The organism is Rhodopseudomonas sp. NSM, from assembly GCF_052445935.1.
GTDB lineage: Bacteria > Pseudomonadota > Alphaproteobacteria > Rhizobiales > Xanthobacteraceae > Rhodopseudomonas.
This window is the reverse complement of the sequence record NZ_JBQTCH010000003.1, coordinates 525,621-552,266: the sequence shown is the minus strand read 5'-3', so window position 1 is coordinate 552,266 and position 26,646 is coordinate 525,621. Positions and strand designations below refer to the sequence as shown.

At 64.2% G+C, this 26,646-nt stretch carries 23 protein-coding genes and 1 pseudogene; 10 read left to right on the top strand and 14 right to left on the bottom strand.

The annotated features are described in order from the left end of the window. Window positions 1–41: 41 nt before the first annotated feature. A complete protein-coding gene (locus ACTZWT_RS10895) occupies window positions 42–551 on the bottom strand; it encodes a DUF2059 domain-containing protein (RefSeq protein WP_444769687.1) in 510 nt (169 codons plus the stop codon). A gap of 23 nt (window positions 552–574) precedes the next feature. Next, the gene (rpiA, locus tag ACTZWT_RS10890; protein WP_444769686.1) at window positions 575–1,273 is read right to left on the bottom strand and encodes a ribose-5-phosphate isomerase RpiA; all 699 of its coding nucleotides are present in this window, start codon (window positions 1,271–1,273) and stop codon (window positions 575–577) included. 148 nt (window positions 1,274–1,421) lie between these two features. Between rpiA and ACTZWT_RS10885 the strand changes: the two genes are divergently transcribed. From ACTZWT_RS10885 to ACTZWT_RS10865, 5 genes are all read left to right on the top strand, one after another. Beyond that, on the top strand, window positions 1,422–2,099 hold the full coding sequence (locus ACTZWT_RS10885; protein WP_444769685.1) for an HAD family hydrolase: 678 nt from the start codon (window positions 1,422–1,424) through the stop codon (window positions 2,097–2,099). Window positions 2,100–2,259: 160 nt separating this feature from the next. After that, on the top strand, window positions 2,260–2,718 hold the full coding sequence (locus tag ACTZWT_RS10880) for a hypothetical protein (RefSeq protein ID WP_444769684.1): 459 nt from the start codon (window positions 2,260–2,262) through the stop codon (window positions 2,716–2,718). Window positions 2,719–2,824: 106 nt separating this feature from the next. Next, window positions 2,825–3,862, top strand: coding sequence for a GTP 3',8-cyclase MoaA (gene moaA, locus ACTZWT_RS10875; protein ID WP_444769683.1), 1,038 nt, complete (start codon window positions 2,825–2,827; stop codon window positions 3,860–3,862). A 180-nt stretch (window positions 3,863–4,042) separates the two neighbouring features. Continuing rightward, window positions 4,043–4,648, top strand: a complete 606-nt coding sequence (locus ACTZWT_RS10870; protein ID WP_444769682.1) for a TRAP transporter small permease subunit — start codon at window positions 4,043–4,045, stop codon at window positions 4,646–4,648. Window positions 4,649–4,676: 28 nt separating this feature from the next. Further along, a complete protein-coding gene (locus ACTZWT_RS10865; RefSeq protein ID WP_444769681.1) occupies window positions 4,677–6,518 on the top strand; it encodes a TRAP transporter large permease in 1,842 nt (613 codons plus the stop codon). 218 nt (window positions 6,519–6,736) lie between these two features. Here ACTZWT_RS10865 and ACTZWT_RS10860 read toward each other — a convergent pair whose 3' ends face one another. Both ACTZWT_RS10860 and ACTZWT_RS10855 read right to left on the bottom strand, forming a co-directional pair. Beyond that, window positions 6,737–7,825, bottom strand: a complete 1,089-nt coding sequence (locus ACTZWT_RS10860) for a TRAP transporter substrate-binding protein (protein WP_444769680.1) — start codon at window positions 7,823–7,825, stop codon at window positions 6,737–6,739. Window positions 7,826–8,041: 216 nt separating this feature from the next. Then, on the bottom strand, window positions 8,042–9,160 hold the full coding sequence (locus ACTZWT_RS10855) for an Mrp/NBP35 family ATP-binding protein (protein WP_444769679.1): 1,119 nt from the start codon (window positions 9,158–9,160) through the stop codon (window positions 8,042–8,044). Window positions 9,161–9,516: 356 nt separating this feature from the next. Between ACTZWT_RS10855 and ACTZWT_RS10850 the strand changes: the two genes are divergently transcribed. The 5 genes from ACTZWT_RS10850 to ACTZWT_RS10830 all read left to right on the top strand — a co-directional run bounded on the left by ACTZWT_RS10850 (window position 9,517) and on the right by ACTZWT_RS10830 (window position 15,173). After that, on the top strand, window positions 9,517–10,386 hold the full coding sequence (locus tag ACTZWT_RS10850; protein ID WP_444769678.1) for an NAD(P)-dependent oxidoreductase: 870 nt from the start codon (window positions 9,517–9,519) through the stop codon (window positions 10,384–10,386). A 172-nt stretch (window positions 10,387–10,558) separates the two neighbouring features. Beyond that, window positions 10,559–12,151 carry a sensor histidine kinase gene (locus ACTZWT_RS10845; protein WP_444769677.1) on the top strand — a complete coding sequence of 531 codons (1,593 nt, stop codon included), beginning with the start codon at window positions 10,559–10,561 and terminating at the stop codon, window positions 12,149–12,151. Window positions 12,152–12,196: 45 nt separating this feature from the next. Then, window positions 12,197–12,403 (top strand): DUF1289 domain-containing protein, encoded by a 207-nt coding sequence (locus ACTZWT_RS10840; RefSeq protein ID WP_444769676.1) that lies wholly within the window; start codon window positions 12,197–12,199, stop codon window positions 12,401–12,403. 10 nt (window positions 12,404–12,413) lie between these two features. Then, window positions 12,414–12,950, top strand: a complete 537-nt coding sequence (locus tag ACTZWT_RS10835; RefSeq protein ID WP_444769675.1) for a TIGR02281 family clan AA aspartic protease — start codon at window positions 12,414–12,416, stop codon at window positions 12,948–12,950. Between the two features lie 234 nt (window positions 12,951–13,184). Further along, window positions 13,185–15,173 (top strand): adenylate/guanylate cyclase domain-containing protein, encoded by a 1,989-nt coding sequence (locus tag ACTZWT_RS10830; protein WP_444769674.1) that lies wholly within the window; start codon window positions 13,185–13,187, stop codon window positions 15,171–15,173. A 128-nt stretch (window positions 15,174–15,301) separates the two neighbouring features. Here ACTZWT_RS10830 and dusA read toward each other — a convergent pair whose 3' ends face one another. The 10 genes and pseudogenes from dusA to ACTZWT_RS10780 all read right to left on the bottom strand — a co-directional run bounded on the left by dusA (window position 15,302) and on the right by ACTZWT_RS10780 (window position 26,582). Beyond that, window positions 15,302–16,297, bottom strand: a complete 996-nt coding sequence (gene dusA / locus ACTZWT_RS10825) for a tRNA dihydrouridine(20/20a) synthase DusA (protein ID WP_444769673.1) — start codon at window positions 16,295–16,297, stop codon at window positions 15,302–15,304. 277 nt (window positions 16,298–16,574) lie between these two features. Continuing rightward, window positions 16,575–17,570, bottom strand: a pseudogene (locus tag ACTZWT_RS10820) (sigma 54-interacting transcriptional regulator); the annotation flags it as partial. A 285-nt stretch (window positions 17,571–17,855) separates the two neighbouring features. After that, on the bottom strand, window positions 17,856–18,407 hold the full coding sequence (locus ACTZWT_RS10815) for a gamma-glutamylcyclotransferase family protein (RefSeq protein ID WP_444769672.1): 552 nt from the start codon (window positions 18,405–18,407) through the stop codon (window positions 17,856–17,858). Between the two features lie 11 nt (window positions 18,408–18,418). Further along, window positions 18,419–19,138, bottom strand: a complete 720-nt coding sequence (anfO, locus tag ACTZWT_RS10810; RefSeq protein ID WP_444769671.1) for a Fe-only nitrogenase accessory protein AnfO — start codon at window positions 19,136–19,138, stop codon at window positions 18,419–18,421. Between the two features lie 91 nt (window positions 19,139–19,229). After that, on the bottom strand, window positions 19,230–20,618 hold the full coding sequence (gene anfK / locus ACTZWT_RS10805; protein WP_444769670.1) for a Fe-only nitrogenase subunit beta: 1,389 nt from the start codon (window positions 20,616–20,618) through the stop codon (window positions 19,230–19,232). Window positions 20,619–20,628: 10 nt separating this feature from the next. Beyond that, window positions 20,629–21,054 (bottom strand): Fe-only nitrogenase subunit delta, encoded by a 426-nt coding sequence (anfG, locus tag ACTZWT_RS10800; protein ID WP_444769669.1) that lies wholly within the window; start codon window positions 21,052–21,054, stop codon window positions 20,629–20,631. An 11-nt stretch (window positions 21,055–21,065) separates the two neighbouring features. Beyond that, complete coding sequence (gene anfD, locus ACTZWT_RS10795; protein WP_444769668.1) at window positions 21,066–22,640, bottom strand: nitrogenase iron-iron protein, alpha chain; 1,575 nt, start codon at window positions 22,638–22,640, stop codon at window positions 21,066–21,068. Between the two features lie 59 nt (window positions 22,641–22,699). Continuing rightward, window positions 22,700–23,527 (bottom strand): nitrogenase iron protein, encoded by an 828-nt coding sequence (gene nifH, locus ACTZWT_RS10790; RefSeq protein ID WP_444769667.1) that lies wholly within the window; start codon window positions 23,525–23,527, stop codon window positions 22,700–22,702. A gap of 473 nt (window positions 23,528–24,000) precedes the next feature. After that, complete coding sequence (locus ACTZWT_RS10785; protein WP_444769898.1) at window positions 24,001–25,581, bottom strand: sigma-54 interaction domain-containing protein; 1,581 nt, start codon at window positions 25,579–25,581, stop codon at window positions 24,001–24,003. 353 nt (window positions 25,582–25,934) lie between these two features. Further along, a complete protein-coding gene (locus tag ACTZWT_RS10780) occupies window positions 25,935–26,582 on the bottom strand; it encodes a pyridoxamine 5'-phosphate oxidase family protein (protein ID WP_444769666.1) in 648 nt (215 codons plus the stop codon). Window positions 26,583–26,646 lie beyond the last annotated feature (64 nt).

Here is a 26,646-nt window from a genome sequence, read left to right as displayed (position 1 = left end):
GGATTGCTTCGCTTCGCTCGCAATGACGAGATAATGGCCGGTCAGATCGCCTTGCCGCGCTTGCGCATCTCGGCACGGAACTGGCCGTTGACTTCCTCGGAGAAGGTCTGCGCCCATTGCTGCATGTACGCCATGCTCTGCTGGATCGCCTTCGGCTCTTCGTTCAGCAGCTTCTGCCCGAGCGGCGTCTTGTAGAACACCACCAGGTCCTTGAGCTCCTGCTCGGTGAAATCCTGGGCGTAGATCTTCGCCATGCCGTCGCCGATTTCCTTCTCGCGGCCCGCCATATTCTTGGCGATCACCATGGCGACTTCCTTCAGGTCCTGCTGATAGTTCAGGTTGGTCTGCATCAGCGTGTCCATGGTGCGCTGGACGATGTTCGGCACCGCGCTGGCATAGATCGTATTGGCGCGCTTCAGCTCCAGAATCTCCTTGGCCGCAGCGATCGCCGCCGGCGTCGGAGGCTTGGTCTGGGCCTGCGCGTGGCCGGCCGACAACGCCAAGCCGAGCGCCAGCGCAACGGCCGGCAGAGCTTTCGACAGATACTTCATTTCCAATTCTCCTGGATTTGGCGCTACGCCCGTTCGACAGTTCGAATTCCGTCGGTCCCCGCGAGCACGACGGTGCCGGCGATGCCGATAAACAACCCATGCTCGACTACGCCCGGAATCTCGGACAATAAATGGGCCAGGCGAGGAGCATCCGGGATCCGCCCGAGGTGGGCATCGACGATCCAGTGGCCACCATCGGTGACGAAAGCATGGCCGTCCTTGCCTTTGCGAAGCTGCAATTGGCCGGACGCGCCGACTTTCACGCACGCCTGTTCGATCGCGCGCCGGGTCGCGGCCAGCCCGAACGGAATCACCTCCACCGGCAGCGGAAACTTGCCGAGGCAGTCGACCCATTTGGTCTCGTCGGCAATCACGATCATGCGATCGGATGCGGCCGCGACGATCTTCTCGCGCAGCAGCGCGCCGCCGCCGCCCTTGATCAGCTCGAGCCGGGTATCGATCTCGTCTGCGCCGTCGACCGTCAGGTCGAGCCGGTCGATCTCGTCGAGCGTAGTCAGTGGAATACCACAGCGCTCGGCATCGGCCCGGGTCACCTCGGAGGTCGGCACGCCGATGACATCGAGACCGGCGCGGACCTTTTCGCCCAGCAGCTCGACGAAATGCTTTGCGGTCGAGCCGGTGCCGAGGCCGAGTTTCATCCCGCTGCGGACCTCGTCCAGCGCGCGCGCTGCGGCCTGCCGCTTCAAATCTTCCTTGTTCATCGGATACCGACCCCTGCTCCCAGCCGACCGTCCCCGGCGCAGCGCGGCATATCTAGCGACGTTTGCGGGATAACAACAGGGTGGATTCCGTCTCCTCCACGGCATCGGATGGTTGCGGAAATCCGCCGGGACCGCTAGCGCTTGCCGCATGAGCACATCCCGCACCGTTGTCTTCGACCTGGACGGCACGCTGATCGACACCGCGCCGGACCTGATCAACGCCCTCAATTACATCCTGGTCCGCGAAGGCATGCCCGCGGTGCCGCTCGCAACGGCCCGCAACATGATCGGGCAAGGCGCGCGTCGGCTGCTGGAGCGCGGACTCGAGCTGGACGGCCGCGTCATCAGCCCGGAGGACGTCAACCGCCTCGCGGTCGATTTCATCGACTATTACGCGGCCAATATCGCTGTCGAGTCGCGGCCGTTCGAGGGGCTGGAACAGACGCTCGACGTGCTCGCCGGCCAGGGCTACCGGTTCGCGGTGTGCACCAACAAGCTGGAATGGCTGTCGAAGCTGCTGCTCGACCAGCTCGGCCTGAGCTCCCGCTTCGCCGCGATCTGCGGCGCAGACACGTTCGGCGTCGCCAAGCCCGACCCTGCGATCCTGCGCGAGACCATCGTCAGGGCCGGTGGCCATCTGGCTTCGGCGGTGATGGTCGGCGACGCCGGTCCGGACGTCGGCGTCGCTCGGCGCGCCGGAATTCCGGTGATCGGGGTAGAGTTCGGCTATACCGAGGTTCCGATCGCGGAACTCAAGCCTGACGTCCTGGTCGGCCACATGCGGGACCTGCCGGATGCCGTCGCGCGATTGCTGCCACCGGTTTAATGTCCGGCGGTACCTGATTGATCAGCCTACACAATAGGCGCGCGGCCAATCGTTAACCAATACTTAAGATTGCACCCGACCCGGTTGCAAGCGCACCTCCGGGCGATTATGGTCCGCGGGGGCCTGTGGCTGATAGCCGCACCAAGGGTGGACATTCCAGATGCGCCGTTTCGTAGTCGTTGCTGCCGCGGGCCTGAGCCTCGCCGGCTGTTCGTCGTTGTCGCTCGACGCGTTCAAGTCGGCGCCGCCGACCGCCACCGTTCAGCTCGAATCCGCACCCGCCGGAGCCAATGCGGTTGCCTCCAGCGGCGAGAGCTGCAGGACGCCGTGTTCGATCACGGTCGCGGCCGCTGACTTCAGCGTCACCTTCAGCATGGACAAGTTCCAGCCGGTCACAGTGCCGGTTCAGGTCGTGGTGACGCCCGGCGACTTCACGACATCCGCAACGGCAGCAGCGACTCCCAACCCTGTGATCGCCGAGTTGCAGCCTATCAAACCTGTCCGCAAACCTGCGAAGCGGATCAGGAAGCCGAAGCCCGCCGCTGCTGCGCCGGCAGCAGCGCCGGCGCCGGCGGCAGAGTCCTCGCCGTTCCCTGATCCGGCCGCCGCTCCGCGCTGAGCTACTGCAACGCAACATGACTCGCGATTGTGTCAGGCGGTAATCCTGCATAGATATAAAGGTGAGCTCCTTGCCGCCGCGGCGGCGCTTGTGACAGGGCCGCCGTATGATCGATGCTGACCTGACCGCCCCGCCGACCGTCGGCGCTTCGACAATGATCGATCCGTTCGGCCGGACGATCGATTATCTGAGGGTCTCGATCACCGACCGCTGCGATTTTCGCTGCGCGTACTGCATGTCCGAAGACATGACCTTCCTCCCGCGCGCCGATCTGCTCACGCTGGAGGAACTCGACCGGCTGTGCTCGGCGTTCATTGCCCGGGGCGTACGCAAGCTCCGGCTGACCGGCGGCGAGCCGCTGGTCCGGCGCAACATGATGTCGCTGGTGCGCGCGCTGTCCCGCCATCTCGAAACCGGCGCGCTCAACGAACTCACCCTCACCACCAACGGCTCGCAGCTCGCCCGCTTCGCCGCCGAACTACGCGACTGCGGCGTTCGGCGCATCAACGTCTCGCTCGACACCCTCGATCCGGCGAAGTTCCGCGCGATCACCCGCTGGGGCGAACTCGATCGGGTGCTGGCCGGAATCGAGGCCGCGCGCGCAGCCGGCCTCGCCGTCAAGATCAACGCGGTGGCGCTGAAAGGGACCAATGAGGACGAGATCCCGTCGCTGATGCAATGGGCCCACGGGCTCGGCATGGGGCTGACGCTGATCGAGGTGATGCCGCTCGGCGAGGTCGGCGAAGGCCGGATCGATCAGTACGTGCCACTGTCGCTGGTTCGCGCCCGGCTGTCGAACAACTACACCTTGACGGATTTGCCGGACTCGACCGGCGGACCGGCCCGCTACGTCCGGGTCGAGGAGACCGGCGGCAGGCTCGGTTTCATCACCCCCCTCACCCACAATTTCTGCGAATCCTGCAACCGGGTGCGGATCACCTGCACCGGCACGCTGCACACCTGCCTCGGCCAGGAAGACGCATCCGACCTGCGCCGCCCGCTCCGTGCCTCGCCGGACGACGATCTGCTCAACGCGGCGATTGATCGCGCCATCGGCCACAAGCCCAAGGGTCACGACTTCATCATCGACCGCAAGCACGACCGACCGAGCGTCAGCCGGCATATGAGCGTCACCGGCGGCTGATTCCGTCGAATCCGCTAATCAGCTCGTCCGCGTATCAACCGTTTGATCTATCACTGGAATGCCATTTTCCAATTGACGGCACGGTTGCGCGCTGAAATGGTGCCCCCGCTTCGCGCCTCCGGCTGTGAGAGCTACTTCGCATATCACGAAGACCGGGCGGAAACGGGAGGAGACCGAGCGTTGCAGGCCTTGCTGGGACTGAGCAGGAAGATCGACGCCTTCAACACGCTGATCGGGCGCTGGTTGTCGTGGATGATCGTCGTCGCGGTGATCATTTCGGCGGGCAACGCGGTCATCCGCAAGGTCTTCGATATGTCGTCGAATTCCTTCCTCGAGGCGCAATGGGTGCTGTTCAGCGTCGTGTTCCTGCTGTGCTCGCCCTGGACCCTTCTCAAGAACGAACACATCCGGATCGACATCATCAATCATTCCCTGCCGCTGAAAGTCCGCGGCTGGATCGACATGATCGGCCATGTGTTCTTCCTGATGCCGTTCGCGATCATCCTGCTGTGGTGGTCGATCCCGTTCTTCCTGGTCTCGTACCATCAGAACGAACAATCGTTCAGCGCCGGCGGCCTGCCGCAATGGCCGGCGAAGTCGCTGATCATGATCGCCTGCGTTCTGCTGATCGTTCAGGGCATCTCGGAAATCATCAAGCGCGCTGCGATGATGGCGGGGGTGATCCCCGACAGCAACGTGCTGCAGGGGTCGGCGCATGCGGCGGAACTCGAAGCCGAAAGGCTGGTGATGCATATCGCCGGCGAGAAGAATCCTCGAGCCGAATAGTGGTCATTGTGTTGGGGGACTGTTTCGAATGACCGCTATTTTTATCCACTACATGGCGCCGATCATGTTCGGCTCCCTGGTGATCTTCCTGTTGCTCGGCTATCCGGTCGCGTTCTCGCTGGCCGCCAACGGCCTGATGTTCGCGTTCATCGGCATCGAGCTCGGGCTGTTCCGCCCCGACTTCATGCAGGCGCTGCCCGAACGCGTCTACGGCGTGATGAACAACGACACGCTGCTGGCGATTCCGTTCTTCACCTTCATGGGGCTGGTGCTGGAAAGATCCGGCATGGCCGAGGACCTGCTCGAAACCATCGGGCAGTTGTTCGGCTCGATACGCGGCGGCATCGCCTACGCGGTGGTGTTCGTCGGCGCGCTGCTCGCGGCCACCACCGGCGTGGTCGCCGCCTCGGTGATCTCGATGGGCCTGATCTCGCTGCCGATCATGCTGCGCTACGGCTACGACCGCCGCGTCGCCACCGGCGTCATCGCCGCGTCGGGCACGCTGGCGCAGATCATTCCGCCGTCGCTGGTGCTGATCGTGATGGCCGACCAGCTCGGCCGCTCGGTCGGCGACATGTACGAAGGCGCGTTCATTCCCGGCATCGTGCTGTCGCTGCTGTATGCCGGCTACATCTTCCTGGTGACGGTGTTCGCCCCGAAGGCGGCGCCCGGCCTGCCGCTGGAAGCGCAGACCCTGCGCGAACACGACACCCTGCAGAACCCGATGATCGTGCCGCTGGCGGCGATCTCGGCGGCCGCGACCGCCTATTTCTTCGCGGTGCATCTCGACGGATTCGGCTGGAGCATGCCGGCGTTCGACAAGATCGGCCTGCCCGCGATGGCGATGCAGGGCTTCTGGTTCGTGGTGCTGCTCGCCGTGCTGTTCCGGCCGTTCATCGGCGTGATCCGCACCATGACCCTGTCGCTGTATCTGGTCGTGGTGCTGTCGACCACGATCGGCATCGTGGCGATGCGCTACACCGATGTGAAGGGCGGCGCGGACTACGTCGTGCTGACGATGTCGGTGACCGTCGGGCTGTCGTTCGTCATCGCCGTGCTCAACCGCCTGCTCCGCCTGAAGCTGCTGTCGAAGCTCGCCGAGCAGGTGGTGTTCGTGATGGTGCCGCCGCTCGGGCTGATCTTCCTGGTGCTGGGCACGATCTTCATCGGCGTCGCGACCCCGACCGAGGGCGGCGCGATGGGCGCCGCGGGCGCGGTGATTCTGGCGCTGATGAAAGGCCGGCTGACCTTCGACCTCACCCGCCAGGCCACCGAGGCGACCGCCAAGCTGTCGGCCTTCGTGGTGATGATCCTGGTCGGCGCCCGGGTGTTCTCGCTGACCTTCTACGGCGTCGACGGCCATCGCTGGGTCGAGGAGCTGCTGACCTCGCTGCCCGGCGGGCAGCTCGGCTTCCTGGTCTTCGTCAACGCCCTGGTGTTCGTGCTGGCGTTCTTCCTCGACTTCTTCGAGCTCGCCTTCATCATCATCCCGCTGCTCGGCCCCGCGGCGGAGAAGCTCGGCATCGACCTGATCTGGTTCGGCATCATCCTCGCGGTCAACATGCAGACCTCGTTCATGCATCCGCCGTTCGGATTCGCGCTGTTCTATCTGCGCTCGGTGGCGCCCAAGGAATCCTATATCGACCGGATCACCGGCAAGCGGATGGCGCCGATCACCACCGGGCAGATCTATTGGGGTGCGGTGCCGTTCGTCGTGATCCAGCTGATCATGGTCGCGCTGGTGATCGCGTTCCCGGCGATGGTGATGCACTACAAGGGCATCGCCAGCACGGTCGATCCCTCGAAGATCGAATTCGACATCCCGCAGATGGAAACGCCGCAGCTCGATTTCGGCCCGCCGAAGTTCTAGCCGGGCTGTTGTTCGGACGTCATCCTGAGGCGCGAGCGAAGCGAGCCTCGAAGGATGAGAGACGGGCATTGCGGCTCATCCTTCGAGGCACGCCGGGCGCTGCCCGGCATGCACCTCAGGATGACGCTGCGGTCCACTGACGGCCGCATTGCTCCACGACAAAAAGCCCGGCCCCCTCGCGGAGGCCGGGCTGATTGTTTGTTGCGATGCTTGTTTGATCAGCCGCGGGTGCGGGAGCGGATCATGAAGCTGTCGTAGGTGTATTCGGCGACCTGCCACCACAGATACTGATCGGAGCGATACGCCTGCATCGCGTCGATCGCCTTCTTGAAGTCGGGGTTCTTCGCCGAGATCTCGCCCCACAGCTCGTTGGTGGATTTGAGGCAGGCGTCGAGGATTTCGTTGGAGAACGGACGCAGCTGGGTGCCGCTCGCCACCAGCCGCTTCAGCGCGGTCGGGTTGAGCATGTCGTAGCGCGCGTTCATCCAGGTGTTGGTATTCACCGCCGCGTTGGCGAGGATCGTCTGATAGTTCTTCGGCAGCGCGTTGAACTTCTCGATATTGGTGAAGGCGTGCACGGTCGGGCCGCCTTCCCAGAAACCCGGATAGTAGTAATACTTCGCGACCTTCTGGAAGCCGAGCTTCTCGTCGTCATAGGGCCCGACCCATTCGGCGGCGTCGATGGTGCCCTTTTCCAGCGCCGGGTAGATGTCGCCGCCGGCGATCTGCTGCGGCACCACGCCGACCTTCTGCAGCACCTGACCGGCGATGCCGCCGATCCGCATCTTCAGGCCGCTCATGTCGGCGACGGTCTTGATCTCCTTGCGGAACCAGCCGCCCATCTGGGTGCCGGTGTTGCCGCAGGGGAAGCCGACCACGTTGTGCTTCTTGTAGAACTCGTTGGCGAGCTCGTTGCCGCCGCCCTGATACAGCCACGAATTCTGCTGGCGGGCGTTGAGGCCGAACGGGACCGCGGCGAACACCGCGAAGGTCGGGTCCTTGCCGACATAGTAGTACGACACAGTGTGGCACATCTCGACGGTGCCGTTCGAGGTGGCGTCGAGCGCCTGCAGACCGGGGACCACTTCGCCGGCGGCGAACACCTGAATCTGAAACTTGTTGTCGGTCATCTCGGCGACCTGCTTGGAGAGATACTCCGCGCCGCCATAGATGGTGTCGAGCGACTTCGGGAAGCTCGAGGTCAACCGCCACTTCACCTCGGGGGACGACTGCGCAATCGCCGGCGAAGCCACCGCCGCGACCGCGGCGCCGGTTGCTGATACTTTCAGAAAGTCACGACGTTTCATAAGGCATCTCCTTGTTGCCGGCGTTTCCCGGATTCCTTGGCTTGCGTTTCGCGGTCAAGAATGTCCGGTACGAAGCCGATTGGTGGATGCGTCTCTATCACGGATGGTCCGCGGCGGAAACGCTACGTCGGGCTGATATTCGAAATTCAACCAAAGTCGAAGGCCGCGGCGCAGGCTCCGGGCGCGGTCCGCTGCCGCAGCGCGGCGACCCCGGCGTCAGATCGCGGCGACGGCTTTCAGGCGGTCCCGCACCTGCGCCGCGATCGCGCGATAGATCGCCGCATGCGGACCGTCCGGTTCGCTCTCGACCACCGGCGTGCCGGCATCGGAGGTCGCGCGGATGTCCATATGCAACGGGACCTCGCCGAGGAACGCAACGCCCAGCCGTTCGGCCTCGTGCCGCGCGCCGCCATGGCCGAAGATATCGGACCGCGTGCCGCATTCCGGGCAGAGGAAGTAGCTCATGTTCTCGATGATACCGAGCACCGGGACGTTCACTTTGGTGAACATCGCCAGCCCGCGCCGCGCATCGATCAGCGCGAGGTCCTGTGGCGTCGAAACGATCACTGCCCCTTTCAGCGGCACGTTCTGCGCCAGCGTCAGTTGGGCGTCGCCGGTCCCCGGCGGCATGTCGACGACCAGCAGATCGAGCTGCCCCCAGTCGACGTCGCGCAGCATCTGGGTGATCGCCGACATCACCATCGGCCCGCGCCAGATCATCGGCGCTTCCTCGTCGACCAGGAAGCCGATCGACATGATCGACAGCCCGAAGCGACGAATCGGAATCATCCGGCGGCTGTCGTCGAGCTGCGGCTTCTCCTGAATGCCGGTCAGGCGCGGCACCGAGGGTCCGTAGATATCGGCGTCGAGCAAGCCGACCCGCAGGCCGAGGTCGCGCAGCCCCAGCGCCAGGTTGAGCGCCGTGGTCGATTTGCCGACGCCGCCCTTGCCGGAGGCCACCGCGATCACCGCGCGTACGCCGGGAATCTCGGCCTGCTTCGACATCGGCGACTGCGCGCCGCCGGCCGGCGCCGACCGATGCGACGCGGCCGGCGCGACGCCCGATCGTGCCGGTTGCGCCGCACCCGGGCGGCGTTCCGCAGTCAGCGCGGCGAGCGCGCTGGTGACGCCGGGAACCGCGCGCGCCGCCGCCTCGGCCGCGGCCCGCACGCTCTCCCAGGATCGCGCCTCGGCGGCGTCGACATTGATCGAGAAATACACCTTGCCGTCAGTCACGGCGATTTCCGACAGCACGTCGGCCTGCGTCAGCGCGACGCCGCGCGGCGTCATCACCTTGGCCAGGCTGTCGCGAATCTGTTGCTGCGTCACGCTCAATGGATATCTCCTGCGATATGCGTCGCGCCGAAATGCGCCGCACCGGTTGGGCCCCACCGAACACATGGCATCGCCCGGTTCAAGGTCGGAATCCGCCGTCGCAGCTTTCGCCTTCGTCGTCGCGGCCGGTCTACAGCAGTCGCCGAGTCGAGCGAACGCTCTTTTGCACCGCAAGAGGGTCACCCGCACTGCGGATATCGGATCGACGGACAATTCCCCGCGCCGGCCCTTGCCCGTCGGGCGTCGCAGCCTATGCTGGCGCACCTGCCGCCGCCGGCCTGTCCCGGGGCTGCATGCAATCCTCCACGTCCATCGGCCGGCCTCCGCCGGGCCGCGCAATCCTGAAGGGTACAGACATGGCCAAAGTCGCTTTCCTCGGTCTCGGCGTGATGGGTTTTCCGATGGCCGGACATCTCGTCAAGAAGGGGGGCCACGAGGTCACGGTCTATAATCGCACCTCGGCCAAGGCGAAGGCGTGGGCCGAGCAGTTCGGCGGCCGCATCGCGGCGACGCCGGCCGAGGCGGCGACGGATCAGGATTTCGTCATGGCCTGCGTCGGCAACGACAACGATCTGCGCGCGGTGACCACCGCCGCCGACGGCGCGTTCGCCGCGATGAGAGCGGGCGCGATTTTCGTCGACCACACCACCGCCTCCGCCGAAGTGGCGCGCGAGCTCGATGCCGCCGCGACCAAGGCCGGCTTCGCCTTCATCGATGCGCCGGTGTCGGGCGGCCAGGCCGGCGCCGAGAACGGCGTGCTGACGGTGATGTGCGGCGGCAGCGACGCGGATTATGCGAAGGCCGAGCCGGTGATCGCGGCCTATGCGCGGATGTGCAAGCTGCTGGGCCCGGCGGGCTCCGGCCAGCTCACCAAGATGGTCAACCAGATCTGCATCGCCGGTCTGGTGCAGGGGCTGTCGGAAGGCATCCATTTCGCCAAGAAGGCGGGGCTCGACGTCAACGCCGTGATCGACACCATCTCCAAGGGCGCCGCGCAGTCGTGGCAGATGGAGAACCGCCACAAGACCATGATCGAGGGCAAATACGATTTCGGCTTCGCGGTCGAATGGATGCGCAAGGACCTGTCGATCTGCCTCGCCGAATCCCGGCGCAACGGCGCCAGCCTGCCGGTCACCGCACTGGTCGACGCCTTCTATGCCGAAGTCGAGAAGCTCGGCGGCCGCCGCTGGGACACCTCCAGCCTGCTGGCGCGGCTCGAACGTTGAGACGCAGGGTCTACGGATTCGCCCGAGGATTGCGGTTTTCACGCGGCGATAACCGCGATTATTAGCCAGCTGTTAACCGGAATATCATTCCCTCATAGGCTACTCTCGACGATATGAGCGATGTCTAGGCTGATGTAGCTGCGCGCGTTTTTGCGCTGGAATTGTGCTGGTGATGAGTGAGTCCGCCGAAAAGCCCGAAGTCTTCCAGCTTCCGGCTGAGAGCCCGGTGGTCGCGCCGGCACGCAACCGGCGCGCTGCAGCGCAACGCGTCCGCGAAGCGCGCGACCGGCTGACATCGACCAGCGGCACCCGCCCCGCCTTCGACCACGAACTCGTCAGGCAATTCGCGCAGACAAGGCTGTCGGCGTCCTTCGTCATCATGCTGCTGGTGGTGGTCACCGGCATCCTGTTCGCGTTCTGGTTCGATCCGGTCACCGCCGGCGCCTGGACGGTCGGGATGCTGTGCATCCACGCCGTCATGATCCGCAACTGCAGCCGCTTCCTGCAGGAGCCCGCCACACCGGCCCGCACACGGACCTGGCGACGCCGCTTCGTCGCGCTCGACCTGCTCTACGGCCTCGCCTGGACCACGATCCTGGTCCACCCGCTCGGGCTGACCGTGGTCTCCAACACGCTGCTGATGTTCCTGATGCTGCTGGTGGTGGCGGTGTCGAGCATGCTGGCGGCCAGCCTGCCGATCGCCGCGCTGGCGGCGACCGTCCCGGTCACCGCGGCGATTACGCTGAACTTCGTGCTCGGCGGCACCTTCGACAGCTACGTGCTGGCGGCGCTCACGGTCGCGGCGGAAGGTTACTTCGCGCTGCTGGCGCATCGCCTGCATTCGACGACGCTGGCGACGCTGGAAGCGCGCGCCGAGAAGGACGCGCTGATCGGCGAGCTCGAACAGGCCAAGGCGATCTCCGACGAGGCGCGGCATCGCGCCGAGGCCGCCAATGTCGCCAAGTCGCGCTTCCTCGCGCAGATGAGCCACGAGCTGCGCACGCCGCTCAACGCCATCCTCGGCTTTTCCGAAGTGATGAAGAGCGAGATCTTCGGCGCGCATGCGGTGCCGGTGTACAAGGAATACTCGGCGGACATCCACAATTCCGGCGTCCACCTGCTCAACCTGATCAACGAAATCCTCGATCTGTCGCGGATCGAGGCCGGCCGCTACGAACTCAACGAGGAAGCGATCTCGCTGGTCCATGTGGTGACGGATTGTCATCACCTGCTCAAGCTGCGCGCCTCCAGCCGCGGCATCACCATCCACGAAGTGTTCGAACAGGGGATGCCGCGGATCTGGGGCGACGAGCGCGCGGTGCGTCAGGTCGTGCTCAACCTGCTGTCGAACTCGATCAAGTTCACGCCGCAGGGCGGCGAGATCTGGCTCAAGGTCGGCTGGACCGCGTCGGGCGGCCAGTATCTCAGCGTCAAGGACACCGGCTCGGGCATCCCGGAGGAAGAGATCCCGGTCGTGCTGGCCTCGTTCGGCCAGGGCTCCAATTCGATCAAATCCGCCGAACAGGGCGCCGGCCTCGGCCTGCCGATCGCCAAGAGCCTGGTCGACATGCACGGCGGCACCTTCACGCTGAAATCGAAGCTGCGGATCGGCACCGAAGTGATCGTCACCTTCCCGCCCGAGCGGGTGATGTCGGCGCTGGCGCCGATGGCCGACGAGGCGCCGCTGCAGCCGAGCCTCGGCGACATCGACGAACGCAGCCGCGCGCGCGGCAAGCCGATCATGAACGCCGGCACCGGGCTGTAGCGATGAGGGCTTGCGAACATCACCCGATGTCATTCACGATCCGGCATGAGCATCGAAACGCCCTGCATCGCGGTCTGCCTGATCGATCCGCAAACCGGCCTGTGCTTCGGCTGCGGCCGTACCCTGCCCGAGATCGCGCGCTGGCACCGGCTCGCCAGCGACGAGCGCCTCGCCATCATGGACGCATTGCCGCAGCGGATGGCCGAGGCCGGCCTGGAGCCGCCCAGGCCACGCACGGACCGCGCCAGCTGACGGGTGCCCCGTGAGCAGGATCCTGCTGGTTCTCGCGGTGCTGCTGGGGACCGCGGGGGCGGTGGTCGCCTATGGCGACCCGAAGCGCATCTCGGAGGCCGGCGATGCGATGTCGACGATGCTGAAGAAGGGCGTCGCGGCCGCGACCGCAACGACGGGCGCCGGGCACGGCCGCGTCGTCCAGATCCCGCGCGGCACCGGCGGCGAATTCGCCGTGCGCGCCAAGGTCAACGGCGTCAACGCGCCGATGGTGATCGACACCGGCGCGACCTCGGTCGTCCTCACTTATGAGACCGCAAAGGCCGCCGGGCTGCCGCTCGAATTACTGAATTTCGACGTCGAGGTCGAAACCGCCGGCGGGCGCACCCGCGCCGCCAAGCTGTCGCTCGACAGCATCGCGATCGGCAAACTGGTGGAGCGTTCGGTGCCGGCGCTGGTGGTGCCGCGCGGCCAGATGAAGACCAACCTGCTCGGCATGAGTTTCCTCGACCGGCTGGAAAGCTGGGAGGTTCGCGCCGACCGGTTGCGGCTGCACGGCTATCCGTAGTCGCCGGTCGCCGGCCCCGATCGTTTCGGGGCCTGTCGACATTCGAATCGAATGCGCCGGACCACGCGTTCGACGTTCGCTGCCCCGATGCCGATCGCTGGTCGTCGTCGGCGGTTTGATGGACAGCAATGCGCGTGGACCGAGCGGGCGCATTTGATCGGGCGAGAGGCCGAGCATGATCCGAAGCCTGGACGACCGGGTTTCGGAGACGATCATGCAACAACGGGTTGTTCGATGAAATTCACCACGCGATTGATCCTGCTCGTCACCGTGCTGACGGTCGGCGCGACGCTCGTCACCGCCGCGCTACTCACCTGGACGACACGCCAGGCCATCATCACGGAGGCGGAAGCATCGGGCGAGAAGGTCGCGCGGCTGCTGGCGCGCAGCGCCAGCCTCGCCAACTCGATTCCGGCCGAGGTGGAATCGATGATCGCCGACGAGATGGTCGCGCAAGGCACCATTCTGGCGCAATTCGTCGAGGCGGCCGAACGCGCGGGCACGACGCCAGACGAGATCAATCGCCGGCTGAAGAGCATCACCGACGCGACCGTGTTGGACGAAATCTGGATCACCGACGACAAAGGCCATGCCTATCTGCACAGCATGCCGGGAATCGACTTCACCTTCAGCCCTTCGCCGCAGGTGCAGCCGCAGGCGTTCGCGTTCTACGATCTTTTGACCGGCAAGCGGAAGGTAGTCGACCAGGACGCGCGCAAGCGCGAGATCGACAATCAGCATTTCAAATATGTCGGCGTGGGCGGCATCGACAAGCCGAGGATCATTCAGGTCGGGCGCAGCGCGAAACTGCTCGAGATGTTGACGATGAAAGTCGGGCTGCCGCGGACCGTGGAGAACCTGCTGGCGGACGGCGACATCGACGCGGTGTGGGTGTTCGACCGCAAGCTCGACGCGATCGTGGGCCCGGGCGTCTACGGTGTGGACCGGCACGATGGCCCCAACAAGCAGGAGCTGGGGCCGGTCGGACTGGTGATCGCCGACGGCCGGACCCGGCACATCGAGACCCGGGAGAACCTGAGCGTGATCGCGCCGGTTCACAACGACAAGAAGGAGGTCGTCGGCGCCGCCTTGGTCCGCCTGCCGATGAACCGGGTGTGGGCGACGGTGCAGAGTCAGGCCGAGATCGCCGCGGCGACGGCGTCCGCGATCGCGCTGCTCGGCATTCTACTGTCGATCGGCGTCGCACGGCACCAATCCGCGCCGCTGCGCCAGATCACCCGCGCCGCAACGGCGCTGGAATCCCAGACCTTCGAGCCCGCGATGCTCACGGCCGTCGCCGACCGCCGCGACGAACTCGGGCAGTTGGCGCGGGTGTTCACCGGGATGGCCGGTCAGGTCGCGGCGCGCGAGGAGTACCTCGATTCGATGGTGAAGCAGCGCACCGCCGAACTCGAAGCCCGCACCCGCAGCCTCGAAGGCCTGTCGGCGGCGCTGTCGAAATATCTGTCGCCGCAGGTCTACTCCTCGATCTTCAGCGGCCATCAGGTCGCCGAGATCGCCTCGAAGCGCAAGAAGCTGACGATCTTCCTGTCGGACATCGCCGACTTCACCGCCACCACCGACAAGCTCGAATCCGAAGACCTGACGGCGATGCTCAACCGCTATCTCGCCGAGATGGCGCAGATCGCGCTGAAGCACGGCGCCACCATCGACAAATATGTCGGCGACGCCGTGCTCGCCTTCTTCGGCGATCCGGAGAGCCGCGGCGTCAAGGACGACGCCGTCGCCTGCGTGACGATGGCGATCGAGATGCAGACCAAGCTCAAGGAGCTGGAGACCGAGTGGATGGCTGCGGGCGCGCAGCGGCCGTTCCGGGTGCGGATCGGCATCAACACCGGCTATTGCACCGTCGGCAATTTCGGCAGCCCCGACCGGATGGACTACACCATCGTCGGCGGCGAGGTGAACCTCACCTCCCGGCTCGAACAGGCCTGCGAGCCCGGTTCGATCCTGATTTCCCACGTCACCTGGTCGCTGGTGAACGAATTCATCGACGCGGAGGAGCGGCCGGCACTGACCGTGAAGGGATTCGGCGAACCGGTCCGCTCCTACGCGGTACGCGGCCTCAAGGCCGCTACGCCGGCCGAGATCATTCGCAAGGAATTGCCCGGGATGCGGCTGTTCATCGACACCACCGCCGCCGATCGCGCCGAAGTGCGCGAGACGCTCGCCAGGGTGGTGGCGGAGCTCAACGAAGCGTGAGGATCACCCTCCCCTGGAGGGTGAGGGTCGCTCGCGTCAGCGAGCGGGGTGGGGTGGCGAAGAGTTCATCCGCCGTGCCCGCGGCCCACCCCACCCAAGCAAAACGCCGTCGAACTACTTATCGCCGTTCACGCCGCCTCGGCGGCGACCTTGTCGCGGACCGCCACCATCGCGTTGCGCAGCACGCTGGCATCGGCATCGGGCCTGACGCCGAATTCCGACAGATAGCGTCGGAACGCGCGCGCGCCGGGCACGCCCTGATACGCGCCGATGACGTGCCGGGTGAACGCATGCAGCCGCACGCCCTGCGCGAGCTGGTCCTCGATGAACGGGATCAGCGCCTCGAGCGCGTCCTTCATCGTGGCGTGGGGCGCGGCTTCGCCGAACAATTCCGGATCGACATCGAGCAGCCGCCACGGCTCCTGATACGCGGCGCGGCCGAGCATCACGCCGTCGACATGCGCCAGATGCTGCTTCGCCTCGGCGATACTGCCGATGCCGCCATTGATGACGACCGGCAGATCGGGCATCGCCCGCTTCAGCCGGTACACGCGATCGTAGTCGAGCGGCGGGATGTGGCGATTTTCCTTCGGCGACAGACCGTTGAGCCACGCCTTGCGGGCATGCACGATCAGCGCATCGACGCCGGCCGCGACCACGCTGCGCGCCAGCGTATCGAGCGCCTCCTCCGGATCCTGATCGTCGATCCCAATCCGGCACTTCACCGTCACCGGAATGCGCACCGCGCGCTTCATCGCCGCGACGCAGTCCGCGACCAGTTCAGGCTCCGCCATCAGGCAGGCGCCGAACCGGCCCTCCTTCACCCGATCCGACGGGCAGCCGACATTGAGGTTGATCTCGTCATAGCCGAAGTCTTCACCGATCCGCGCCGCGGTCGCGAGGTCGGCCGGACTGGAACCGCCGAGCTGCAGCGCCACCGGATGTTCGGACGCATCGAAACCGAGCAGCCGCGCCCGGTCGCCGTGGATCACCGCGGCTGCCGTCAGCATCTCGGTATACAACAGCGCGCGCCGCGTCAGCAGCCGATGGAACACGCGGCACCGTGAATCGGTCCACTCCATCATAGGTGCAACGGCAAACTTATGTGATTGATTTATTTGCATTTTTTGAGTAACTTCAAGTCGTCAGGTCGCATCATGTGCACTCCATTCTACGCTATGACGCGAAGTTCTTTCCGGTTTCTCGACGCTTCCGTGCACACGGAGCGCACCCGCGTGGCGACCATCACCAGACTAAAATCAGCTCCTGGCGCGTCCAATTTCGACGAAAGGGAAAGTATGTCAATGAGACCCTTCCTTCGCCGAAGGATGCTGAGGAATGGGCCGGCGACCGGGCACAAGGATTGGAAAAAGCTGCGTCGTGCTGGACCACACCCCTGATCTATATCTTTGGCACTTCGATGCCGTGACGCCGGAGCGCGTAACGCACCTGTCTGGAGGTCAGCCCCAGCAGACGACCTGCCTTAGCCTGTGACCAGCCCACATCGCGCATCGCTTCGACAAGGCGATCGCGATCGAGAATTCGATTTCGAGCCGGTCTGCGCGGCCCCCCCTGCTCTTCCACGGCTATCCGACCCCGGATGCCGGACTGTGGCCTGTGACGATCGACCGCCCGGCGCAACTGATCTGTCGTGCAACCTTCGCCGCGGCAGGCGAGATCCCCGGCTCCGATGACAGGACCTTTTGCCAATATCGCCGTGCGCCGTATACAGTTCTCCAGCTCGCGCACGTTGCCCGGGAACGAGCAACCGCTCATGACCGCGATGGCTTCCGGTGCGAATGTCAGTTCGGTAGCGTTCTCTCGGTTGAACTGACCAAGGATCCTCGTCGCGAGCAACGGAATCTGATCGCGCCGATCGCGTAGTGCCGGCAGCCTGATGGGAACCATGTTCAGGCGGAAAAAGAGATCGCTGCGGAATCGTCCAGCAGCAACGGCCGCCTCCAGGTCCGAATTGGTCGCGGCGATGATTCTGACGTCGACCCGGACGGTCATCGCACCGCCGACGCGCTCGAACTCCCGTTCCTGCAGGACGCGCAGCAGCTTGGCCTGGAAGACCGGCGAAATTTCGCCGATCTCATCAAGGAACAGGGTGCCGCCATCGGCCAGCTCGAAGCGGCCCTTACGCTGCGTCATCGCACCCGTGAAGGCACCCTTCTCGTGCCCGAACAACTCGCTCTCGAGCAGGCTTTCCGGCAGTGCCGCGCAATTGACGTGGACAAACCGACCGCTCCGTCGCGGCGAGCGATCGTGAATCAACCTTGCGAACAGGCCCTTGCCGGTACCGCTTTCGCCCAGCAACAGCACGGACAATGACGTCGGCGCGACCCGCTCCAATTTCGTCATGGCGGCCAGCATTGCACGGCTTTCGCCAATGATGCAGCCGGGTGCCTCGCTACGATCCGATGCCGCGGCATTGGACTGTGGAGGGACGACGGGCGCGCCATGATGCGGGGTGCCGATCAGCCGATTGACGACGGCGCTGACGTCCGCAAGACGCTCCGCCGCCGACCCCGGTTTCGCCAGCAGCTTCGCAATTTCGCCGAGCGCGCGCGTCGTTTCTGTGGCCTCGGTATCGGAGATGGCGCCATCTGATCGGCTCAGCATGTTCATCGCACATTCCGCCCGCTACGGCCTTGTCTCGCTGTGTCGCCCATCTCCGCGTCAACACGCGCACGAGGTCCCCGCGAGGACGGGGAGACATTCTGCGGGACGCCGCGGGACGGCGTAGCGGGCCTCGCTCGTCTTCGTCTGCCGCAACAGATCGACATAGACCTCCGGCAGACCGTGCAACACCGCACCTGCAACGATGAAATCGAGATAGCCCCGGCTCGGGCAGGACACTTCCCGCAAGACGTCTCGCTTGTGGAGCACGACGTCGAACCGGCGGCCGTCGGTTCCGATCACTTTGGCAGGGTAATGGAAGTAGTTGCCGGTCCCGTTCAGCCGAACGCCTTGTGCTGCGTCGAGACGATCGGCGTCGGTCGGCGACAGCCGATAGACCACGCCATACAGGTCTTCGCCAGGTCTCGGCACGGCCGCCTCCTCTCCACCGTCCCATGTCGCGGAGTGACCGTGGAACGACAACGCGTAGTCCGGCAATCGCGCCACGGCGACGACCCTGGCGCAGGAACAGCGCTCCGCAATCTGGCGCGGATTCATGTCGGCACCATAGGCGAAATGCAGGATGGATTCCCGCTTCTTGTGCTCTGCCATATCACCTGTTCCTAACCGCAACGCACGCCGCTCGACACGATCGCCTTGATACCCTGGCCCGCCTCCAGCGGCACAACGTCGACCTTCAGATTCATCTCGCCCAGCTTGGCCTCGAACCATCTCGGCAAGTGATCGCATATGATGTCCAGTCGCTCGAATGCCGCGCCTTCGAGGATCGGCAGCAGGACCTGCCGCGAATTCAGCTTCGCGGCGGCACGCATCGCCGCGACCAGATCGATCCGAAGATGTCCGCCACCGAGATCTTCCGCCGCCATCGCCGTACTTTCGACAGCGATACCGGCCGGCGCCGCGGCCACCCGCCGCGATCGCCCGCCCCCGCATGCGCCGCTGGCACAGCCGGCCGCGACAGCGCACGCCGACGAACTACGCTGCTGTTCGGCCCGTTCGCGCTCGTGCTGCTCGACGCCCGCCAGCTGTTCGGCAAGCGGCCCCTCCGATTTCCAGATCCGAAACCCGAATTCCTCCTGCAGATATGCGTAAGGGAACCCCTTGATGCCGCCGGACAGCAGCACCTCGCAACCATCGAACTTCGCAACCGCCGACGCCAAGGCGGTCTTGATCGCGGCCAGCGACAGCGACTCGTCGAGCGTGAACGCAGTTGTCTGCACCATCGTCCAGTCGGCGCCGCTGCCCTCGTAGATGCAAAACTGCCCAGGCTGATAGAGGCTGACCAACTGGTCCTGACCGTCGATATAGGCTGCGATTTTCATGACGACCTCTCACAGGATGTCCGGTTTCGAGGGTGTCGGACCCGGTGGCCTGCGTCCGACACCCTTGTGCGCATCCACCGTCTTGTCGGCTTCACCAGACGTTGAGCAGCCACTCCTTGTTCTTCTTGTGCTCCATGTCGGTGAACAGCGCGTTGGCCATCTGCTCGGCGAGCCAGGTCGCGCCGCCATAGCCGACCACCGGATAGCGATACAGCCCGGCGCGGTCGTAGGTCGGGAAGCCCACACGCACCATTGGAATATTGTAATCGATTGAAATGAAGCGGCCCTTGGAATGACCGAGGATCAGGTCGAGCTCGAGGCCCTTGTTCTTGATCCGGTCCTCCAGCTCCCAGAAATCGGCGTTGGTGACGATCTCCATCGGATAGTCGACGTTCTCCTGCAGCGCCTTGATCCGGGGATCGTTCGCATAGTTGGAATTATCGTCGCCGAGCAGCAGCAATTGCGGCTTCATCTCGAGATCGAGACAGAACTCGGCCAGACCGATCACGAGGTCGGCGTTGCCGTAGATCGCGACCTTCTTGTCGGCGAGGAACATGTGCGCCACGTCGCTGATGGCGTCGAGCGCGATGCCGCGTTCCTTGACGAGGCTCGAAGGGATCGGCTTGCCGGTGACCTGCGAGAGCTTCTTCAACAGTGCGTCGGTGTTGCGGATGCCGATCGGCGTCGGCCCGATGGTGGACGGGATCTTGAACTTCTTCTCCAGATATTGCGCCGCCTTGCCGCCCTCGTAGCGGTTCAGCGCGAAAGTGTGGATCGCCGACCCCGTCGCCTCCAGATCGGCAATGGTGGTGTTGCCGTGCGAAACCGCATCCCCCTCCGGCATCAGCGGGCTGTCGAAACCCTCGATCTCGAACAGCACGTTGGCTTCGATGCCCAATTCCGAGACGAGGTGCTTGAGCTCCTTGACGTCACCCGGATTCACCCAACCGGTCAGCAGATTGATCCTGCCCGACGGCTCGCCTTTCTTGGCGAACTTCTTGACGAAATCGCGCACCGCGACGTCGTAGCCAGACACCATGGAGCCGACGAAGCTCGGCGAATGGATCGCGAGCAGATGCACCTCGCGGTCGGCGTATTTCTCGGCGAGCAGCCCCTCCTCGAGCTTGTTGATCAGGCCGTCGACGTCGTCACCAATGACTTCTGTCGAGCAGGTGGTGATGATCGGCACCACCTTCACATGCGGGTAGCGCATCAGAAGCACGTCGACGGCGGTCTCGACGCGGTCGAGCGCGCCGAACACCGCGCCATCCTCGTGCACCGAAGACGAGGCGATCTCGAAGCTCTCCTTGAGATGCTGGGAGATCAGCAGGCGGACGAACATCACGCAGCCCTGCCCGCCATGGACGATGCCGATGCAGTCCTTGATGCCGATCGAGGCGAACTGGGCGCCCGCCGGCTGGCAGGTGAAGATCGGGTTGATGGTGCCGACGCGGTCCTTGGCTTTGACTTCGCAATTCATGGGGTGTTCCTTAGTAGTTCTGGACCGTCAACTCTTCATTGAGCGAGCCGTCGATGGTGAGCCAGTCGATGCGGGCGTGCAGCTTGGCGATCAGGGCTTGGATCTCGTCCTTGCCCATGTCGGCGAGCCAGCCACAGCGCTCGGTGAAATTCCGGGCGAGCAGAACCGCGTCGACCCAGTAGCATTTGTCGAGCGGGGTCGGGTTTTCGACCTCCTCGCCAACGAGAAGCTGGGCGGTCTTGCCGAGGATGCCGGCATTCTGCTTGCGCCGATCCCAGCCGCGCGAGTTGAACTGCCAGAGGCAGTTCTTCATGATGTAGTTCTCCAGCTCGGAAACCTTCGTCCTGGTCTCGGCGTCCACATCCGCGAGCGGATCGTGGTCGTAGAGCTTCGGATAGCTGGCGCGCGCGACGTCCTTCTTCTCTTTCTTGGCCATTTGTCCCTCCCTTACTCGGCGGCTGCAGCAACGCTTCGACGCGGAAATACCGGATAGTCGGCGTCGGTCTTGGCTCGGATGGCGGCGATCGGATCAAACTTGCCGGTGTAGCCCGTGATCGGCGACGCCTTGGCCTCGTCGGACAGATCGACATCGGACAGCATGCGCCTGGTGACGAAGCCCTTGTCGGTCGCGTAGTCGTCCCTGGAGATGTCGATCGCCGACAACTGGTGGATCGGCGAATAGACCGCGTTGTAGATGTCGCGGGCAAACCGCACCCAGCCCTCCCAGCCCTTGTAGGGGCCGTTGTGATAGGCGTGGGCGTTGAGATAGGGCACGCGCATCTTCTTGGCGACTTCGCCCGGCCGCTTGCCGGTGAAGATGACGTCGGGCTTCAGGTTGCGCAGCGCTTCCTGGTTCTCGAGTTCGTTGGGGTCATCGATCGCCAGAGCCCCCTCGCCGCAGCGCGAGACGCCCTTCTCCATATCACCCTGATGGCCGAATTTCGTGTAGACCGAGACGACCTTGACGCCCATCTCTTCCTGGATCGCATGCGCCCAGTGCCACAGCTTGGAGCCGCCCGGCCACAGGCACACCTTCTTGCCCTGCAGACGTTCCTTGTACCAGGCGAGTTCGGGCCCCCATTTCGCGGTTTCCTCGGCGATGATCGCCTCGGCGCGCTCCTCGATGCCGAAGAACAGCCCGATCTTGCGCAAGCTGTCGCCGAGCGCCTTGTGGCCGAAGCCGTCGATGTCGAGCCGCGGAATGCCGTAGCGCACCCGCAATTCGTCGCAGATGTATTCGGCCGAACGCGCGCATTCCAGCACGTTGAGGTGGGCGCCATGCATGGCGCGCAGATCGTCATAGGAGCCGTTGCCGGTGAAGGTCGACAGCACCTGGATGCCCATGCGCCTGAAATAATCGAGCATGACCTCCTGGTCGCCCTGGATATTGTATTCGCCGACATAGTTGATGACATAGTCGCCCGTGATCTTCGGCTCGACCGTGCCGACTTTCTGGTTGATCCAGGCGATGTTGATCTTGTGGTGGCCGCCGGATTGGCTGGGACCGGCGAACCCCGGCGAGTTGCAGACGAAGATGTCGACGTCGGGCATCTCCTCCTTCACTTCGGCGGCGATGGCGTCGACGTCGTCACCGATCAGCGCGGTGGCGCAGGTCTGGTAGATGGTCATCCGCTTGATCTCGGGGAACGCCTTGAACGCCTCGATCATGTTCTGCTTCAACAGCTTCTCGGCGCCGAACACGATGTGCTTTTCCTTCACGTCGGACGCGAAGGTGTATTTCAGCTGAAAGTCGTTGTTGTCGCTGATGTAGCGCTTGGTCTGCCAGGTGTCGTAGGTGCAGCCGACCGGTCCGTGGCTGAGATGGATGACATCCTTCATCGGCGTGCCGATCACGTGCTTGGCGCCGCAATAGGCGCAGCCGCGTTCGGAGATCGTTCCGGGGATGGTGTTGAGATATCCCTTCGGCAGGCAGGAGGTCAGATCCTCGCCCGGCCCCTTGACGACCGCGTGCTGCTTGCGCTCGGGGATGCACTTGCTGACTTCGAACTCGTGGTAGGGCATGGGCCTCGCTCCATGGAAAGGGTGGGGAGCGCGCCGTGACGCCGGCGCGCGGGTTGGGCTCAGTCCATCAGGCCGTATTTCACGACCATCGATTCGAGTTCGTCCATGGCCAGCGGCTTCGGAATCACGAAGTTATCGTTTTCGATGATCTTGCGGCCCAGCTCGCAGTATTCGAGCGCCTGGTTGGCGTCGGGCTGGAATTCGGTCACCGTCTTCTTGTTGAACTCGGCCTTCTGCACGATGTTGTCGCGTGGCACGAAGTGGATCATCTTCGTGCCGATGGCGGCCGTGAACTCTGCGAGGAATTCCTTTTCGCCGTCGACATTGCGGCTGTTGCAGATGATGCCGCCGAGCCGGACGCCGCTCTGCTTGGCGTATTTGGTCAGCCCTTTGCAGATGTTGTTGGCGGCATAGATCGCCATCATCTCGCCGGACGCGACGATGTAGACCTCCTGCGCCTTGCCGTCCCGGATCGGCATCGCGAAGCCGCCGCACACCACGTCGCCGAGCACGTCGAAGAACACGAAATCGAGATCTTCGGTGTAGGCGTCGTTCTCTTCCATCAAATCGATGGCGGTGATGACGCCGCGACCCGCACAGCCGACGCCCGGCTCGGGGCCGCCGGATTCGACGCAGCGGATGTCCTTGAAGCCAGCCTTGACCACCTTGTCGAGCGTGACCTTCTCGGCGCCCTCGATACGCAGCGTGTCCATCACCGTGGCCTGCGGCAGGCCGCCGAGGATCAGACGGGTGGAGTCCGCCTTGGGATCGCAGCCATGGATGAACACGTTCTTGTCGTGGAAATGAGCGAGCGCCGCCGCTGTGTTTTGGGTCGTCGTCGATTTGCCGATGCCGCCCTTGCCGTAGATCGCAATCTTGCGCGTCATAGTGAGTGCTCCTGTGAGTAGACCGCGACAGCCGCGTGCCACCGCCTTCGTCACCTGATTAGCAACCGGTGTGCCAGCCGCCGGAGCCATGCAACGCCGGCGGCAATTTCCGGCTCCAAGGAGCTGATATGTCTGCCGAACCGGACTTTCCGACTGAGATATCCAGCTGCGACAGAGTTCGTTTCCGGCAATTCGCGTGCGAACATCGCTTCGCCGAAGTACCTGAACGTCAATTTCCGGGCCGCAATTTCCGCTTCGGTAAATTTGGCGAGATTGCAGAGAGGCGTGCGGTCGCACGCTGTTGGGCGTCCCAAATCAGCCGGCATACGATCGAGAGCGTCGCGAGGCTGCCGCCGACCCTGACAATTCCGGAGCGCCGCCGGGCGATTCCGCGTCGTCGCGCAGCTGCGCGCATCCGCAATGATGATCTTGCAAGGAGCTGGAGAGGCGCACGAGCCGCGTGCGCGGCCGGCTCAGCCGTGACCGCGCGCAGCCGGCGTGCGGAACGTCTTGTAGTTGATGCCGTGGCGATCCAGCCGGATGCCGAGCATGCGACGGGTCAGGCCCAGTTCCGCAGCGGCCTCGCCGACATTGCCATTGCTGTTCTTCAGCGCCTCGACGATCATTTCGTACTCGACCGCGCGCGTCTTCTCCTCGAGGCTCAACCCGAACTGCGTACCGCTTTCCTTCGGCGTCTGCAGCGAGGGCGGCAGATCGTAGCCGTGGATTACGTCGTCGTCGGACAGGATCACGGCCCGCTCGATCACGTTCTCGAGTTCGCGCACATTGCCGGGCCAATGGTAGCTCATCAACATGTTGAGCGCCGGCGTCGAGATCCGTTTGATGGTCTTTCCGTTCGCCGTGCTGGAGCGGCAGACGAAGTGGTCGGCGAGCAGGATCACGTCGCTGCCGCGGTCGCGCAGCGGTGGGACGGTGATTGGCACGACGTTGAGGCGATAGAACAGGTCCTCGCGAAACTCGCCGCTCGCCACCCGCTCGGCAAGATTGCGGTTGGTGGCGGCGATGACGCGGACATCGATCTTGATCGGCTTGCCGCTGCCGATCCGCTCGATGGTCCGCTCCTGCAACACCCTCAACAGCTTGGCCTGCACCGACGGGCTCAGTTCGCCGACTTCGTCGAGGAAGATGGTGCCGCCGTCGGCCTGTTCGAAACTGCCCTTGTGGGTAGCGAATGCCCCGGTGAACGAGCCCTTTTCGTGGCCGAACAATTCGCTTTCGGCGAGGTTTTCCGGAATTGCCGCGCAGTTGAATTTGACGAATGGCCCTTCGGCACTCGCCGAGCTGTAGTGGATGGCATTGGCAACCAGCTCCTTGCCGACGCCGCTCTCGCCCAGAATCAGCACGGTGGCACGAGTCGAGGCCACCTTGCCGATCACATCATAGACGTCCTCCATCATCGGCTTGGAACTGCCGATGATATTGGCCGGCTTGTATCGCTCCTTGAGTGCATCCTTCAGGCGATGGTTCTCGTTCTCGAGGCGGACCTTGTCGATATTCGCGATCAGGTACAGTTCGACAGCCGGCGCGATCATCAGGGCGATCGCCGCCAGGAACTCGGCATCCTGTTTCAACAGGCTTCGATTCATGTAGACGCGCTCGGCGCCGATCGTCCCCAGCACCTTTTGGCCGAGCATGATCGGCACGCAGAAGAATGCGGTGTTTTGCCGTTTGTGCTCCGCGCCGGTGCGATCGAGGAAGTCAGGGCTTTCGGCCAGCCGCGGTACGATGATCACCTTGCCGCTCTCGACCACCTTGCCGGTGATGCCCTCACCCAGCGCGTAGATTCCACGTCTTTTCTCTTCGTCGGTCAGGCCGAAGCTCTCGTGGATGAAGATAGTCTCGGAGCGCCGGTCATAGAGCGTGATGACGCCGCGGACCATCTTCAGGTTTCGTTGCATGATATCGAGAATGATACGCAACGGCTCCGCCAGATCGGCGCTGACGGAGATGACCTGATTGAGCTTGTAGAGGATCGGCAGCACGTTCACCCGGCACTCGCCGGTAAAACAGTGCGAAAAATCTTCGACCGGCATGCCGACGTCGAGATCGATGACCAGGGCGTCCAACGAATCTGCCTCGTTATATTCCTATCTATATAGCGCTTTAAGCAAGAAATAGGCCAGCGGTGCCGGAGGAATAACTCGGCCTTGCATTGCGACCAGCGGCGGAAGTCAGCAGGCCGGTATGTACTATCCCTCGTCTCTTTAGACGGCGACCATGTCCAGCGGGCCGCTGCGAGCATCGAAGCCGGAAGGTTCGTGGTCGCCTCGAAGCTCGCGGCTTAGGCAGCGGTTGCCCGCGCTGCCGGCACCGTCGCCGGAATGTACCAGCCGCGGTGCCGACACCTCACGGAATGCAATGGCCAGCCGACCTCGCCGGGAACCGATCAGCCGATTTTGAAATCTTGCACTTCGGCCGGCATCTCGACATCCGGCAGGTTGCGCGGATCGGGAATCGGCGCGCCGATCTGGAGCTGGATCGGTAGCGTGCCCGCCCATACTGCGAAATTGTAGTCGTCATCATTGTCTTCCGGTGGCCCGGCGCGCACCTTGGCAGACGCCTCCGTCAGCGACATCGAATGCAGCGCCGTCACGCCGAGCTCGTTGGGCGTCGGCGGGCGCAACCGGTCCCATTGTCCAGGGACGAAGCCATCCACGAACCGTTTGAGCTGCCTGTATTTCTCGTCCGGATCGGTGACCGGATGGGCGATGCCGAACACCATGACGGAACGGTGGTTGACGTTGAAGTTGAATGCCGAGCGCGCCATCACCAGCCCGTCGAGGATCGACACGCACAGGCACACTTCGTGCCCCTGCGTGGTGTTCATCATCCGTCCGCCGGCAGCGCCGTGCCAATAGATCCGATCCCCATCCCGCCACTGCAGCGTGGGCGTGACAACCGGCTTGCCCTCATGGACATAGGCGACATGACAAAGCGGCATGGCATCGAGAATTCCGTAGACAGTATCTACATCGTACTTCGCCAGCCAGCGATAGCGGTTGACTTTGGTGCGTGCGCTGGGAGCCTCGGTCATAAGCAGTACCTCTCTCGAATTGAAACGACGATCTGTTACATTCGCGAGCGTGTCACCGAGGGCA

What these genes read in the sequence shown, in the direction of transcription:
- ACTZWT_RS10865 (WP_444769681.1), top strand. Translation starts at nt 4,677, where the DNA reads ATGACCGCTATTTTTATCCACTACATGGCGCCGATCATGTTCGGCTCC.
- anfD (WP_444769668.1), bottom strand. Translation starts at nt 22,640, where the DNA reads ATGCCCTACCACGAGTTCGAAGTCAGCAAGTGCATCCCCGAGCGCAAG.
- ACTZWT_RS10830 (WP_444769674.1), top strand. Translation starts at nt 13,185, where the DNA reads ATGAAATTCACCACGCGATTGATCCTGCTCGTCACCGTGCTGACGGTC.
- ACTZWT_RS10780 (WP_444769666.1), bottom strand. Translation starts at nt 26,582, where the DNA reads ATGACCGAGGCTCCCAGCGCACGCACCAAAGTCAACCGCTATCGCTGG.
- ACTZWT_RS10815 (WP_444769672.1), bottom strand. Translation starts at nt 18,407, where the DNA reads ATGGCAGAGCACAAGAAGCGGGAATCCATCCTGCATTTCGCCTATGGT.
- ACTZWT_RS10895 (WP_444769687.1), bottom strand. Translation starts at nt 551, where the DNA reads ATGAAGTATCTGTCGAAAGCTCTGCCGGCCGTTGCGCTGGCGCTCGGC.
- ACTZWT_RS10840 (WP_444769676.1), top strand. Translation starts at nt 12,197, where the DNA reads ATGAGCATCGAAACGCCCTGCATCGCGGTCTGCCTGATCGATCCGCAA.
- rpiA (WP_444769686.1), bottom strand. Translation starts at nt 1,273, where the DNA reads ATGAACAAGGAAGATTTGAAGCGGCAGGCCGCAGCGCGCGCGCTGGAC.
- anfG (WP_444769669.1), bottom strand. Translation starts at nt 21,054, where the DNA reads ATGGCCAAGAAAGAGAAGAAGGACGTCGCGCGCGCCAGCTATCCGAAG.
- ACTZWT_RS10885 (WP_444769685.1), top strand. Translation starts at nt 1,422, where the DNA reads ATGAGCACATCCCGCACCGTTGTCTTCGACCTGGACGGCACGCTGATC.
- dusA (WP_444769673.1), bottom strand. Translation starts at nt 16,297, where the DNA reads ATGCAAATAAATCAATCACATAAGTTTGCCGTTGCACCTATGATGGAG.
- ACTZWT_RS10880 (WP_444769684.1), top strand. Translation starts at nt 2,260, where the DNA reads ATGCGCCGTTTCGTAGTCGTTGCTGCCGCGGGCCTGAGCCTCGCCGGC.
- ACTZWT_RS10850 (WP_444769678.1), top strand. Translation starts at nt 9,517, where the DNA reads ATGGCCAAAGTCGCTTTCCTCGGTCTCGGCGTGATGGGTTTTCCGATG.
- anfO (WP_444769671.1), bottom strand. Translation starts at nt 19,138, where the DNA reads ATGAAAATCGCAGCCTATATCGACGGTCAGGACCAGTTGGTCAGCCTC.
- ACTZWT_RS10860 (WP_444769680.1), bottom strand. Translation starts at nt 7,825, where the DNA reads ATGAAACGTCGTGACTTTCTGAAAGTATCAGCAACCGGCGCCGCGGTC.
- anfK (WP_444769670.1), bottom strand. Translation starts at nt 20,618, where the DNA reads ATGAATTGCGAAGTCAAAGCCAAGGACCGCGTCGGCACCATCAACCCG.
- ACTZWT_RS10845 (WP_444769677.1), top strand. Translation starts at nt 10,559, where the DNA reads ATGAGTGAGTCCGCCGAAAAGCCCGAAGTCTTCCAGCTTCCGGCTGAG.
- ACTZWT_RS10785 (WP_444769898.1), bottom strand. Translation starts at nt 25,581, where the DNA reads ATGCCGGTCGAAGATTTTTCGCACTGTTTTACCGGCGAGTGCCGGGTG.
- moaA (WP_444769683.1), top strand. Translation starts at nt 2,825, where the DNA reads ATGATCGATGCTGACCTGACCGCCCCGCCGACCGTCGGCGCTTCGACA.
- nifH (WP_444769667.1), bottom strand. Translation starts at nt 23,527, where the DNA reads ATGACGCGCAAGATTGCGATCTACGGCAAGGGCGGCATCGGCAAATCG.